This is a genomic window from Microbacterium xylanilyticum (genome assembly GCF_054654695.1).
The window spans coordinates 3431541-3444050 of record NZ_BAAIEN010000002.1; the positions used below are offsets into that span (position 1 = coordinate 3431541).

11 protein-coding genes are annotated in these 12510 nt (G+C 70.1%); 4 read left to right on the forward strand and 7 right to left on the reverse strand.

What is annotated here, in order from left to right; all coding sequences use genetic code 11:
• Position 1: 1 nt before the first annotated feature.
• The 3 genes from ACYQ1L_RS17100 to ACYQ1L_RS17110 are packed head-to-tail and all read right to left on the reverse strand — an operon-like array spanning position 2 to position 3198.
• Entirely contained in the window at positions 2-892 is an 891-nt protein-coding gene (locus ACYQ1L_RS17100) for a carbohydrate ABC transporter permease (protein WP_460005215.1), read from the reverse strand.
• Positions 889-1896 (reverse strand): carbohydrate ABC transporter permease, encoded by a 1008-nt coding sequence (locus ACYQ1L_RS17105; protein WP_460005216.1) that lies wholly within the window; start codon positions 1894-1896, stop codon positions 889-891. The genes ACYQ1L_RS17100 and ACYQ1L_RS17105 overlap by 4 nt, the downstream gene beginning before the upstream one ends.
• A 9-nt stretch (positions 1897-1905) precedes the next feature.
• Entirely contained in the window at positions 1906-3198 is a 1293-nt protein-coding gene (locus ACYQ1L_RS17110; RefSeq protein ID WP_460005217.1) for an extracellular solute-binding protein, read from the reverse strand.
• Between the two features lie 148 nt (positions 3199-3346).
• On the opposite strand from ACYQ1L_RS17110, the gene ACYQ1L_RS17115 reads away from it, so the two are divergent.
• The 4 genes from ACYQ1L_RS17115 (at position 3347) to ACYQ1L_RS17130 (ending at position 8043) form a co-directional block, all read left to right on the forward strand.
• On the forward strand, positions 3347-4348 hold the full coding sequence (locus tag ACYQ1L_RS17115) for a LacI family DNA-binding transcriptional regulator (protein ID WP_460005218.1): 1002 nt from the start codon (positions 3347-3349) through the stop codon (positions 4346-4348).
• Between the two features lie 224 nt (positions 4349-4572).
• Complete coding sequence (xylA, locus tag ACYQ1L_RS17120) at positions 4573-5763, forward strand: xylose isomerase (RefSeq protein WP_460005219.1); 1191 nt, start codon at positions 4573-4575, stop codon at positions 5761-5763.
• 130 nt (positions 5764-5893) lie between these two features.
• Entirely contained in the window at positions 5894-7201 is a 1308-nt protein-coding gene (xylB, locus tag ACYQ1L_RS17125) for a xylulokinase (RefSeq protein WP_460005220.1), read from the forward strand.
• A gap of 245 nt (positions 7202-7446) precedes the next feature.
• The gene (locus ACYQ1L_RS17130) at positions 7447-8043 is read left to right on the forward strand and encodes an antibiotic biosynthesis monooxygenase (protein WP_460005221.1); all 597 of its coding nucleotides are present in this window, start codon (positions 7447-7449) and stop codon (positions 8041-8043) included.
• Between the two features lie 113 nt (positions 8044-8156).
• Here ACYQ1L_RS17130 and ACYQ1L_RS17135 read toward each other — a convergent pair whose 3' ends face one another.
• Genes ACYQ1L_RS17135 through ACYQ1L_RS17150 form a run of 4 tightly spaced genes read right to left on the reverse strand, consistent with a single transcriptional unit; the run spans position 8157 to position 12479 of the window.
• Complete coding sequence (locus tag ACYQ1L_RS17135) at positions 8157-9290, reverse strand: bifunctional 2-methylcitrate synthase/citrate synthase (RefSeq protein WP_460005222.1); 1134 nt, start codon at positions 9288-9290, stop codon at positions 8157-8159.
• A gap of 32 nt (positions 9291-9322) precedes the next feature.
• Positions 9323-10234 carry a methylisocitrate lyase gene (prpB, locus tag ACYQ1L_RS17140; RefSeq protein WP_460005223.1) on the reverse strand — a complete coding sequence of 304 codons (912 nt, stop codon included), beginning with the start codon at positions 10232-10234 and terminating at the stop codon, positions 9323-9325.
• On the reverse strand, positions 10234-11760 hold the full coding sequence (locus ACYQ1L_RS17145) for an MmgE/PrpD family protein (RefSeq protein ID WP_460005224.1): 1527 nt from the start codon (positions 11758-11760) through the stop codon (positions 10234-10236). Before ACYQ1L_RS17145 ends, prpB begins: the two co-directional genes overlap by 1 nt.
• Positions 11757-12479, reverse strand: coding sequence for a GntR family transcriptional regulator (locus tag ACYQ1L_RS17150; protein ID WP_460005848.1), 723 nt, complete (start codon positions 12477-12479; stop codon positions 11757-11759). Before ACYQ1L_RS17150 ends, ACYQ1L_RS17145 begins: the two co-directional genes overlap by 4 nt.
• Positions 12480-12510: the final 31 nt, after the last annotated feature.

Consider the following 12510-nt stretch of genomic DNA (forward strand, 5'->3'; position numbering starts at 1 on the left):
CTCAGCCCTTCACCGCGCCGGTCAGGCCGCCCACGATGCGGCGTTCGAAGAGGCTGAAGAAGATGAGCGCGGGCAGCATCGACAGCGAGGTGTAGGCGAGCACGCGGGCGGTGTCGACCGAGTACTGCGAGGAGAAGTTCTGCACGCCGAGCGGCAGGGTGAACAGGCTCGGGTCGTTGAGGATGAACAGCGGCAGCATGTACCCGTTCCAGGATCCGACGAACGCGAGGATGCCGACCGTGATGACGCCCGGCAGGCTCAGCGGGACCACCATCCGCCAGAAGAAGCCGAGGCGGGAGGCGCCGTCGATCGCCGCCGCCTCCTCGAGCTCCTTCGGGATCGCGCGCAGGAACGGCACGAGGATGACGATGGTGCCGGGAAGCGCGAACGCGATCTGCGGCACGATGATCCCGGCGAGGCTGTTCACCAGTCCGAGGTTGCGGATCAGCAGGTACAGCGGGGTGATCGCGACCGTGACAGGGAACATCAGCCCCGCCGCGAACAGGGCGTACATGACCGGCTTGGCGGCGAACTCGTACCGGGCGAGCACGTACGCCGCCATCACGCCGAGCAGCACCGCGCCGAGGGTCGTGCCGATCGCCACGATGGTCGAGTTGACCAGGGCGGTCCAGAACTCGGATCCGGCGAGCACGTCCGAGTAGTTGCCGAACTGCCACGGTGCCGGGAAGCCGGACGGATCCTTGGTGATCTGCGAGTTGGTGCGGAAGCCGCCGATGATGATGTAGAGCACCGGCGTGATGCAGATCGTCACGAGCACGATCGCGATCAGGTACAGCCCGGGGCTGCCCCACGGGGCCTTGGGCGAGCGGCGGGCGCCCCTGCGGTCGCGCGGCTGCACGATCGCCGTGGTGCGGAGGGTGTCGGTGGTCATCTGCGGCCCTTTCGGCTGTCGCCCGTGAGGGCGCCTTCGGTGTCGCGCCGCAGCACGAACCGCTGATAAATCAGCGCGACGACGAGGGTGATCAGGAAGAGCATCACGGCGACGGCGTTGCCGTAGCCGTAGCTGCCGGCGAGATGCCCGTTCTGGTACATGTAGGTCGCCATGGTCGAGGTGCCGGCCGTGGCCGCGATGTACTGACCCCAGATGATGTTGACCAGGTCGAAGAGCTGCAGCGCGCCGATGATCGACAGGAACGCCCAGATCCGGATCGTCGGCCCGAGCAGCGGCACCGTGATGTGCCACTGGATCTTCCAGAACCCCGCGCCGTCGATGGCCGCGGCCTCGTACAGCTCCTCAGGGATGGACTGCATTCCGGCGAGCATGAGGATGACCGCGAAGCCGATGTACTTCCAGGTGATGATGATCATCAGCGTCCAGAGGGCGAGCTTCGGATCCGCCAGCCAGGAGTGCTTGAGGAACCCGAGGCCGAGTTTCCCGAGCAGCGAGTTCACGGCGCCGGAGTCCTGCATCATCAGGCTCCAGCCGGTGCCGACGATGACCTCGGAGATCACGTACGGCACGAAGATCAGCACCCGGATCAGCGAGCGCCCGCGGAACTTCTGGTTCAGCAGCAGCGCGAACAGGATCGCGATCGGCCCCTGCAGCACGAGCGAGAGCACGACGATCACGAAGTTGTGCACGACCGCGTCGCGGAACGTGTGGTCCTGCCACATGTGGATGTAGTTGTCGAAGCCGACGAACTGCGTCGGCCAGCCGAAACCGTTCCACTTGAAGAAGCCGTAGACGGACGCCATCACCACAGGGAGGATGACGAATCCGACGAACATCAGCAGGGCGGGTCCGGAGAGCAGCGCGATCTCCCCGCGCTTGCGCCAGTCGGCGCGAGTCCGCCGCACCGGAGCCGGGGAGGTCCCCGTCCCGGTGCGGCGGCCGCTCTCCGCCACGGCCCCGGCCATCGCCTGGGTGCCAGTCATCGCTCTTGCTCAGCCCCTCGCCGCAGCGTCGGTGATCTTCTGGATGAGGGTCTTCGGGTCGCCTTGCCCTGCGAGCATCTCGACCACGCCGGTGTTCAGCGCGTTGCCGACGTTCTGCCCCAGGGCGGTGTCGAGCCAGAGCGCGACGTACGGGGCCTCGCCGTAGGCCGCCATCAGGGGCTTCAGCGACGCGTTGTCGACGGCGCCCTTGGCGTCCTGGTTGGCCGGGATGGTCTGGAACGCGACGGCGTACTTCTCCTGCCACTCCTTGGACGAGACGAAGTTGAGGAACTTCTCGCAGGAGGACGGCGACTTCTCGGAGCACGAGTAGCCGTCGAGGCCGCCCATCATCGCACCCGCCTCGCCTTTGCCTCCGGAGACCTCGGGGAACGGGAACCAGTCCAGATCCGCGAGCGGCTTCTGGTCGGGGGTCAGGCTGGCGATCACGCCCGGATCCCAGGCGCCCATGAGCTCCATCGCCGCCTTGTGGTTCGCGACCAGGCCGGCCGACGAGTTGGCGCCCTGCTGCGCCGACGTGGTGAGGAAGCCTTCGTTGAAGGGCTCGACCTGCGCGAACTTCTGCAGGTTGTCCGCCGCGGTCAGCCAGCAGCCGTCCTTGAAGTCCTTCTTCGTGGCGAGGTTGGTGATGAGGTCCTTGCCGCAGGCGCGCACCGCGAAGAAGTAGTACCAGTGCGCGGCCGGCCAGGCGTCCTTCGCCCCCAGGGCGATCGGGGCGATGCCGGCCGCCTTGAGCTTGGTGATGTCGGCCTCGAGGTCGTCCAGGGTCTTCGGGGTCTCGGTGATGCCAGCCTTGGCGAACAGGTCCTTGCTGTAGAAGATGCCGCCCGGCAGCACCGCGGTGGGGACGCCGTAGATCTTGCCGTCGACCGTGAAGGCGCTGAAGGCCGCGTCGCCGATCGCCTTCTTGACGTCGGGGTCGATCTTGTCCGTCAGGTCCTTGACCTTGCCGGCGGCCACGACGTCGGCGAGCTTGCTGCCGCCGCGGGCCATGAAGATGTCGGGCATGTCACCCGAGTTGACGGCGGTCTGCAGCTTGCCGTCCATGTCCTCGTTCTGGATCGAGGTGACCTTGATCGTCACGTCGGGGTTGGCCTTGTGGAACGCCTCGGCCGCGTCGGTCCAGAACTTCTTGCCGTCGCCCGTGGTCGAGTTCTGCCACAGGGTCAGCGTCTGCTTGCCGCCCTCGTTGCCGCTGCCGGAGCCTCCGGAGCAGCCGGTGAGGGTGATCGCCCCCACGGCCGCGAGCGCCACGGCGGCGGTCAGCACCTTGCGGATCTTCATGCTGTGTTTCTCCTCATCGTCGAGTTCCAGCACCGCGGCCGACAATTTGTTGTCAGCTACAGCGAATGTGCCGTGGACCTACTCTGACACCGCGATCCCGCGCATGTCAAACGATATCGATAACGTTTTCCATCGCTAAGTTGGATCCATGAGCCGACGCATCACGATCCATGACGTCGCCCAGGCGGCAGGCGTCTCTGTGGCGACCGTCTCGAAGGCGATCAACGGCCGCGACGGCGTCTCCCCCGCGACACTGGAGCACGTGCAGGAGGTCGTCGCACGCCTCGGCTACGAGAGCTCACTCGTGGCGACATCCATGCGGCGACGCCGGACCGACGTCATCGGCGTGCTGGTCGCGGAGTTCGAGCCCTTCGCCGTCCAGCTGCTACAGGGCGTCTCCTCCGCGCTGCACGGGACCCGGTTCGACGTGCTCGCGTACGCGGGAAGCGTCTCCGCGGGAGAGCACCTCGGATGGGAGCGCCGCTCACTGTCCCGCCTCGGCGGCACGCTCATCGACGGCGCCATCCTCGTCACGCCGACGACGATGCCGGCCGAGGCCCCGGTGCCGTTCGTGGCCATAGACCCCTCCGCGGGCACGGACGAGGGCCCGGCGACGGTCAGCGTGCGCAATGAGGAGGGCGGGTACGCGGCGACCGAGCACCTCGTCTCACTGGGGCACCGCCGGATCGCGCACGTGCGCGGGCGCACCGACCTCGCCTCGGCGCACCAGCGCGAGCGCGGCTACCGGCGCGCGCTCGACGCCGCCGGGATCCCCTTCGATCCCGCGCTCGTGGTCGACGGCGGCTATCGCGCCGCCGTGACGACGGCGGGCGCACACGCCCTCCTCGAGCTCCCCGACGCACCCACAGCGGTGTTCGCCGCCAACGACCTGTCCGCCATGGAGATGATCCGCGTCGCCGTGGAGCGCGGGCTGCGGGTCCCGGAGGATCTCTCCGTGGTGGGCTTCGACGACGTGCCCGAGGCGACCGCGCACACGCCGCAGCTCACCACGGTGCGCCAGCCGCTCGCAGCGATGGGCGCCGAGGCGGTGCGCCTGCTGCTGGCGACGCTCGAGGGCGGAACGCACGAGCAGGTGCGGATGCCGGCCGAGCTCATCGTCCGCGGCTCGACGGCCTCCCCCACGCGCTGACGCTTCGCCCCGGTCGCGCCCCCTCAGACCGCGAGACTGCAACCACGCGACGAGACTGCGACAGTCGACGGCAGTCTCGTCGCGCAGATGCAGTCTCGCGGCCGAACGCGGCCGGCCAAGCGCGGCGCGTTGGAACGCGGCGCGAGACGGCGTTGCGAGCGCCCGGATCCCCTGATATGTTCTCAACTACAACTTTTCATCGAGGACGCTGAAGGCGGATCATCATGGCACTCACCCCCACTCGCGAGGACAAGTTCTCGTTCGGACTCTGGACCGTCGGCTACAACGGCGCCGACCCGTTCGGCGGACCGACCCGACCGGCGCTCGACGTCGTGCACGTCGTCGAGAAGCTCGCCGAGCTCGGCGCCTACGGCCTGACCTTCCACGACGACGACCTGTTCGCGTTCGGATCCACCGAGGCGGAGCGGCAGACCCAGATCGACCGCCTCAAGGGGGCGCTGGCCGACACCGGCCTCGTGGTGCCGATGGTCACCACCAACCTTTTCAGCGCGCCGGTCTTCAAAGACGGCGGCTTCACCTCTAACGACCGGGCCGTGCGCCGCTACGCGCTGCGCAAGGTGCTGCGCCAGCTCGACCTCGGCGCCGAGCTGGGCGCCAAGACCTTCGTCATGTGGGGTGGCCGTGAGGGTGCCGAGTACGACTCCGCGAAGGACATCCGCGCGGCGCTGGAGCGCTACCGCGCGGCCGTGAACCTGCTCGGCGACTACGTGACGGACAAGGGCTACGACATCCGCTTCGCGATCGAGCCGAAGCCGAACGAGCCCCGCGGCGACATCCTGCTCCCCACCCTCGGGCACGCGCTCGCGTTCATCGACTCGCTCGAGCGCCCCGAGCTCGTGGGCCTCAACCCCGAGGTCGGCCACGAGCAGATGGCCGGGCTCAACTTCGCCGCCGGCATCGCGCAGGCGCTGTACCACGGCAAGCTCTTCCACATCGACCTGAACGGCCAGCGCGGCATCAAGTACGACCAGGATCTGGTGTTCGGCCACGGCGATCTGCACAACGCGTTCGCCCTCGTCGACCTGCTCGAGAACGGCGGCCCCGGCGGCGTCCCCGCCTACGACGGCCCGCGTCACTTCGACTACAAGCCTTCCCGCACCGAGGACGAGAACGGCGTCTGGGACTCGGCGAGCGCGAACATGCGCACCTACCTGCTGCTCAAGGAGCGCGCCGCGGCCTTCCGCGCGGACCCCGAGGTGCAGGAGGCGCTGGCGGCCGCCCGTGTCGACGAACTGTCCACCCCGACCCTCGGGCAGGGCGAGAGCTACGACGACTTCCTCGCCGACCGCTCGGCCTACGAGGACTTCGACGCGAACGCCTACTTCGGCGGCAAGGGCTTCGGCTTCGTGCGCCTGCAGCAGCTGGCCACCGAGCACCTCCTCGGCGCCCGCTGAGTCCCGCGGCCCCACCCGGCGCCGAAACCCCCACCTAGCGCCGAAACCCCCACGCAGACGCGTTGCGCAGAGGGGGTCTCGGCGCCACGGAGGGGTCTCGATCCATCGAACTCCACGGAAGGAACCCGACATGCCGCTCGTGCTGGGCGTGGACTCGTCCACGCAGTCGTGCAAGGTCGTCGTCATCGACACCGAGACCGGATCCGTCGTCCGCACCGGGCGGGCGGCGCATCCGGCCGGCACGGCGGTCGACCCGGAGGCGTGGTGGCAGGCGCTCAACTCGGCGATCGCCGAGGCCGGCGGCCTGGACGACGTGGCGGCATGGTCGATCGGCGGCCAGCAGCACGGCCTGGTCGCACTCGACGCGTCCGGATCCGTGATCCGCGATGCGCTGCTGTGGAACGACACCCGCTCGGCCGGGGCGGCCGCCGACCTCATCGCCGAGTTCGGCGCTCAGGACCTCGCCGCCCGCACGGGCCTCGTGCCGGTCGCGTCGTTCACCATCACCAAGCTGCGCTGGCTGCGCGACGCCGAGCCGGACAACGCCGCCCGCGTGGCCGCCGTCGCGCTGCCGCACGACTGGCTGACCTGGCGGCTGCGCGGCTACGGCCCGGCCGGGGCGTCGCCGCTCGGCCCGGTGCTGGAGGAGCTCGTCACCGACCGCTCCGATGCGAGCGGCACGGGCTACTGGAACCCCGCCGACGGCAGCTACGACCGCGCCCTGCTGGTCGCCGCGCTCGGCCACGACGCCGTGCTGCCGCGCGTGCTGGGCCCGGCCGATCGGGTCGCGGATGCGGCCGGGCGCCGGGTCGCTCCCGGGGCCGGGGACAACGCCGCCGCCGCGCTCGGCCTGGGCGCGCAGCCCGGCGACGTGGTCGTATCGATCGGCACCTCGGGCACGGTGTGCGCCGTCAGCCGCACCCCGATCGCGGATCCCTCCGGCACGGTCGCGGGCTTCGCAGATGCCACGGGGAACTTCCTCCCGCTCGTCGCCACGTTGAACGCGGCCCGGGTCCTGGACGTCACCGCGGCCCTGCTCGCGGTCGGGCACGACGAGCTCAGCGACCTCGCCCTGGAGGCCCCGCCCGGCGCCGAGGGACTCACCCTGCTGCCGTACTTCGAGGGCGAGCGCACCCCGAACCTCCCCGACGCCACCGCGTCGCTCACCGGCATGACGCTCGCGTCCACCACGCGGGCGAACCTCGCCCGCGCGGCCGTCGAGGGCATGCTCCGGGGGCTCGGAGCGGGGCTCGATGCCCTCCGCGGCCTCGGCATCCCGCTCGAGCGCGCGCTGCTCATCGGCGGGGGTGCGCAGTCCGAGGCGGTGCGCCGGATCGCGCCGGAGATCCTCGGCGTGCCTGTCGAGGTCCCGGAGCCGGGCGAGTACGTCGCGCTCGGCGCCGCCCGGCAGGCCGCCGCCGTCGCGCAGGCGCACTGACCGCCGCCGCAGGACTCCCCGTGAGGAGCCCCAGTGGGGGGCACCTCTCGTTCAGGTCGCATTTTCGGCGCCAAGATGCTCGTTTTGGCGCCGAAAATGCGACCTGAACGCCATCAACGGGACCGGATCCATCAGCCAGCGCCCGGCAGCCCTGCGTCCGGTCCGGGCATCGGCAACATCCGGGAAACACGGGATGCGTACACTCGGGGACGCCACAAGCACGTTTTCCCCGAAGGACCCACCCCATGTCCGGTACGCCGTCATCCGCACCCATCACCGTGTCGATCCGCCGCGAGGTCGACCCCACCCGCATCGCCGAGGCCACGGCCTGGGTGCAGACCGGGGTGAACCTCGCCAGCGCCCACCCGGGCTTCCTCGGATCCGGCTGGGTACGCGACGGCGAGGACTCGCACCACTGGCACATGCTCTACCGCTTCGCCGACGAGAAGGCCCTCGACGCGTGGGAGGCGTCGAGCGAGCGCGCCTGGTGGCTGTCGATGGGCGAGCCGTTCGTGCGCAGCGCGCACGTGCGTCGCCGCACCGGAATCGAGGGGTGGTTCGACGAGCCGTCCACCGAGACGATCTCCCTGCCGACGACGACCGGCACGACCACGGTCATGGTGGCGCCGTCGCCGCCGCGCTGGAAGCAGGCCGTGTCGATCTGGCTGGGGTTCTTCCCGGTGAACCTCGTCTTCAGCTACCTGATGAGCCCCGTGCCGGGCTGGAACGGCCTGCCGATCTGGCTGCGCGTGCTCGCGACCACGGTCGTGCTCACCCCGATCATGACGTACTGGGTGCTGCCCTTCGTCACCCGCTCACTGCGCCGCTGGCTGAACAGCTGATCGCGGGCGTCAAGAACAGAGGACGATCACCATTCCGCAGGACGGATCCTCTCGGATCCTCCTGCAGAATGACGATCGTCCTGTGAACGCGTCAGGCTCGCAGACCTGTCCCGTCAGACCTGGACGTGCCGTTCGGCGGGCCCGTCGTAGGCGGACAGCGGGCGGATCAGCGCGTTGGATGCGGCCTGCTCCATGACGTGCGCGGTCCAGCCGGTCACCCGCGAGGCGACGAACAGCGGCGTGAAGGTCAGCGTGTCGAAGCCGATGAGGTTGTACGCGGGCCCCGAGGGGTAGTCGAGGTTGGGGTGGATCCCCTTCCGCGCGACGAACTCGTCGGCGAGCGTCGTGTACAGCTCCTCCACGTCGGGGCGGTCGTAGTGCTCCACGAGCGTGTCGAGCGCGGCCTTCATGGTCGGCACCCGCGAGTCGCCGTTCTTGTACACGCGGTGCCCGAAGCCCATGATCTTGCGCTTCTCCGCGAGCGCCGTGTCGAGCCAGGCGTTCACGTTCGACGCCTCGCCGATCTCGTCGAAGATGTGCAGCACGGCCTCGTTGGCGCCGCCGTGCAGCGGCCCCTTGAGCGCGCCGATCGCGCCGACCACCGCCGAGTACAGGTCGCTCAGGGTCGACGTGATCACGCGCGCCGTGAACGTCGAGGCGTTGAAGGAGTGCTCCGCGTACAGGATCATCGAGCGGTTGAACGCGTCGACGACCACCGGATCCGGCTCGGTGCCGAACGTCATCCAGAGGAAGTTCGCGGAGTAGTCCAGGTCGTCGCGCGGCGGCACGAGCTCCTCGCCGCGGCGGCGGCGCTGTCCATAGGCGACCATCGCCGGGAGCGCAGCGAACAGGCGGACGCTGCGCTCCAGGTTCTGCTCAGGCGTCCCGCTCGCGTCGAGGACGGATCCGGATCCCGCCGCGTCCGAGGCGCCGAGCAGGCTCACCGCGGTGCGGATCTCGTCCATCGGGTGCGCCTCGACCGGCACGAGATCGATCGCGGCCTTGACGTTCTCGGCGAGCGCGCGATGCTGCCGCTCCGTGGCGCGCAGGTCGGCCAGCTGCTCCGCGGTGGGCAGCTCGCCGTTCCAGAGCAGGTAGGCGACGGCCTCGAACGGCTGGGTCGCGGCGAGCTCCTGCACGGGGTAGCCGCGGTAGAGCAGGCTGTTCGTCTCGGGGTTGACCTTCGAGATCGCCGTCGTGTCGACGACGACGCCCGCGAGGCCCTTCTTGATGTCGGGGTCGCTCATGTCACTCCTTCGTGCGCGGTCTCCGAGAAGGCTCAGAGACCGAGCTCCTTGTCGATGGTGAAGTTGAAGACGTTCGTGTCGAAGTGGTTGTAGGACTCGTAGTCGATGAGGTCGTAAAGGTCGGCCCGGTGCTGCATCTCGCCGAGCTTCGAGGTCAGATGCCCTTCCGCGTTCAGCGTATCCAGCGCGCGCCCGGTCGCACCCATCGCGATCCGCAGCATCGAGACCGGCCAGATCACGATGCTCACGCCGGCATCCTTCAGCTGCTGCGTCGTGAACAGGTCGCTCTTGCCGAACTCGGTCATGTTGGCGAGGATCGGCACGTCGAGCTCGGACGCCATGCGCTCGAACTCGGCGAGCGTGCGCATGGCCTCGGGGAAGATCGCGTCGGCGCCGGCGTCGACGAGGGCCTTCGCTCGGTCGACCGCGGCATCCATGCCCTCCACGGCGCGGATGTCCGTGCGCGCCATGATGAGGAAGTTCGGATCCCGCCGGGCGTCGACCGCGGCGCGGATCCGCTTCGTCGCCGTCGACTCGTCCACCACCGCCTTGCCGTCGAGGTGGCCGCAGCGCTTGGGGTTGATCTGGTCCTCGATGTGCGTGCCGGCGAGGCCCGCGTCCTCCAGGGTCTGGATCGTGCGGGCGACGTTCATCGGCTCGCCGAAGCCGGTGTCGGCGTCGATGATCGCCGGCAGCTCCGTCATCCGGGCGATCTGCTGTCCGCGTCCCGCCACCTCGGTGAGCGTGGTCAGGCCGATGTCGGGCAGCCCAAGATCGGCGGAGAGCACGGCGCCCGAGATGTACACCCCGTCGAAGCCCTTGCGTTCGATGAGCCGCGCGCTCAGCGGATTGAACGCGCCGGGGAAGCGCAGCAGCTCCCCCGCCGCGAGCCGCTCGCGCACGATCCGCCGCTTCTCGGCGGCGGGCGTGGTGGAGTACAGCATCAGAACAGCCCCTTCGGGGCGGGGGCGGACGCGAGCACGCCGGGCTTCGCGACGATGGACAGCTGGCCCACCTCGTCGGCGGTCAGCTCGGGCAGGCGCTGCGCGAGCCCGAGGAAGCGCTCGATCTCGCCCGGCTCCAGCACCGGCTCCGCCAGGATCCGGAACTTGCGGATGTAGTCCTCGCGCGCGAACGGACGCGCCCCGAGCGGGTGCGCGTCGGCCACCGCGATCTCGTCGGTCACGGTCTCGCCGTTGGTGAGGCGGATCTCCACGCGTCCGCCGAACGCCTTCTCGGCCGGTTCGATCGAGTGGTAGCGGCGGGTCCACTCCGGATCCTCCGCCGTGGTGATCTTGCGCCAGAGGGCCACGGTGTCCTCGCGCTGCGCGCGCTCGGGCGCGTAGGAGTCGACGTGGTGCCAGGTGCCGTCCTGCAGCGCCACCGCGAAGATGTACGGGATGGAGTGGTCCAGCGTCTCCCGGGAGGCGTGCGGGTCGTACTTCTGCGGGTCGTTCGCGCCGGATCCGATCACGTAGTGCGTGTGGTGGCTGGTGTGGATGACGATCGACTCCACGTTCGCCGGGTCGGCCAGCTCGGGGCGCTCGTTGTGCAGCTTGCGGGCGAGGTCGATCCACGCCTGCGCCTGGTATTCGGCCGAGTGCTCCTTCGTGTACGTGTCGAGGATCGCGCGCTTCGGCTCGCCGTCGGCGGGGAGGGGCACCTCGTACGCCGCGTCGGGCCCGTCGAGCATCCAGGCGATCACGCCGTCCTCGCCCTCGTAGATCGGGCTCGGCGAGGTCTCGCCGCGCATCGCCCGGTCGACGGCCTCGACCGCCATCTTCCCGGCGAACGCGGGGGCGTGCGCCTTCCACGTGGAGATCTCGCCCTTGCGGCTCTGCCGGGTGGCGGTGGTGGTGTGCAGCGCCTGGCCGACGGCCTGGTAGATCGTCTCGACGTTCAGTCCCAGCAGCGTGCCGATGCCGGCCGCGGCCGAGGGGCCGAGGTGCGCGACGTGGTCGATCTTGTGCGCGTGCAGGCTGATCGCCTTCACCAGATCGACCTGGATCTCGTAGCCCGTGGCGATGCCCCGTACCAGCGCCCGCCCGTCGGCGCCGACGTGCTGCGCCACCGCGAGGATCGGCGGGATGTTGTCCCCCGGGTGCGAGTACTCCGCGGCCAGGAACGTGTCGTGGTAGTCCAGCTCGCGCACCGCCACGCCGTTGGCCCACGCCGCCCACTCCGGGCTGGTACGGCGCTCGAGCGCGCAGCCGAACACGGTGGATCCGGATCCGTTCACCGAGACGGGGTGGTCGAGCGCCTGCTGGCGGGCGGCGCTGACGGGGGCGCGGGTGAGCGAGGCGGCCGCGACCGCCGCGTTGTCGATGACCCGGTTGATGATCATGTCGACGACGTCCGCGTCGACCTCCACGGGGTCGGCGGCGAGCTCGGCGATGCGCCAGGCGAGCTGCCCCTCGCGGGCGAGCTGCTCGTCGCTGCGGTGCACACGGAGGTGGTGGATGACGGTCATGCTCCGGCCTTCTTTCCTTCGGTCGTGGGGGATCCTTCGTCGCGCTGCGCACTCCGCGAGCCCGTCGCAGGGCGCTCGGCACCGGGGTGGCCGAGCGACTCGAGGATGCTCGCGAGCGCGTTGTGCAGGTGGACGTGCGTGGCGTGCGCGGCGAGGTCGGCGTCGCCGGCGCCGATCGCCTCGGCGATGAGCCGGTGCTCCCCGGCGCTCGCGGCAAGGCGGTCCGGCTTGTCCTTCGCCATGCGGCGCACGCGCACGAGGTGCGTGCGGACGGTGCGCAGCGCGGCCGTGAGGTAGTCGTTCGCGACGGCGGCGTCGAGCGCCTCGTCGAAGCGGGCGATGAGCGCGTAGTAGCGCGCCCGCCCGTCCTCGTCGCCGAGCGCGCGTGCAGCCTCGGCGAAGCGGCCGGCGAGCGCGGTGAACTCCGCCCTGTCGGGAGCTGCGGCGGCGGCGCGCGCGGTGGTCTCCTCCAGCGCGCGGCGCAGCACGAACAGGTCGCGGATGTCGGCGGCGTCGATCGCCGCGACCACGGTGACGCGCGGCGACACCTGTTCCACGAGGCCGTCCGCCGTCAGCCGGCGCAGCGCCTCGCGCAGCGGCGTGCGGCTCACTCCGAGCCGCTCCGCCTGCTCCACCTCGCCGAGGACGGTGCCGGCGGCGAGGGATCCGGACTGGATCTCCTCGAGCAGGGCGCGATAGGCGAACTCCCCCGCGCGCATGCCTTCGGCGATGATGGTCACGCCGTCAGTG

Excerpts from the sequence above, each read along its gene's own strand:
- ACYQ1L_RS17100 (WP_460005215.1), bottom strand. The coding sequence starts at position 892 with ATGACCACCGACACCCTCCGCACCACGGCGATCGTGCAGCCGCGCGAC.
- ACYQ1L_RS17105 (WP_460005216.1), bottom strand. The coding sequence starts at position 1,896 with ATGACTGGCACCCAGGCGATGGCCGGGGCCGTGGCGGAGAGCGGCCGC.
- ACYQ1L_RS17110 (WP_460005217.1), bottom strand. The coding sequence starts at position 3,198 with ATGAAGATCCGCAAGGTGCTGACCGCCGCCGTGGCGCTCGCGGCCGTG.
- ACYQ1L_RS17115 (WP_460005218.1), top strand. The coding sequence starts at position 3,347 with ATGAGCCGACGCATCACGATCCATGACGTCGCCCAGGCGGCAGGCGTC.
- xylA (WP_460005219.1), top strand. The coding sequence starts at position 4,573 with ATGGCACTCACCCCCACTCGCGAGGACAAGTTCTCGTTCGGACTCTGG.
- xylB (WP_460005220.1), top strand. The coding sequence starts at position 5,894 with ATGCCGCTCGTGCTGGGCGTGGACTCGTCCACGCAGTCGTGCAAGGTC.
- ACYQ1L_RS17130 (WP_460005221.1), top strand. The coding sequence starts at position 7,447 with ATGTCCGGTACGCCGTCATCCGCACCCATCACCGTGTCGATCCGCCGC.
- ACYQ1L_RS17135 (WP_460005222.1), bottom strand. The coding sequence starts at position 9,290 with ATGAGCGACCCCGACATCAAGAAGGGCCTCGCGGGCGTCGTCGTCGAC.
- prpB (WP_460005223.1), bottom strand. The coding sequence starts at position 10,234 with ATGCTGTACTCCACCACGCCCGCCGCCGAGAAGCGGCGGATCGTGCGC.
- ACYQ1L_RS17145 (WP_460005224.1), bottom strand. The coding sequence starts at position 11,760 with ATGACCGTCATCCACCACCTCCGTGTGCACCGCAGCGACGAGCAGCTC.
- ACYQ1L_RS17150 (WP_460005848.1), bottom strand. The coding sequence starts at position 12,479 with ATGCGCGCGGGGGAGTTCGCCTATCGCGCCCTGCTCGAGGAGATCCAG.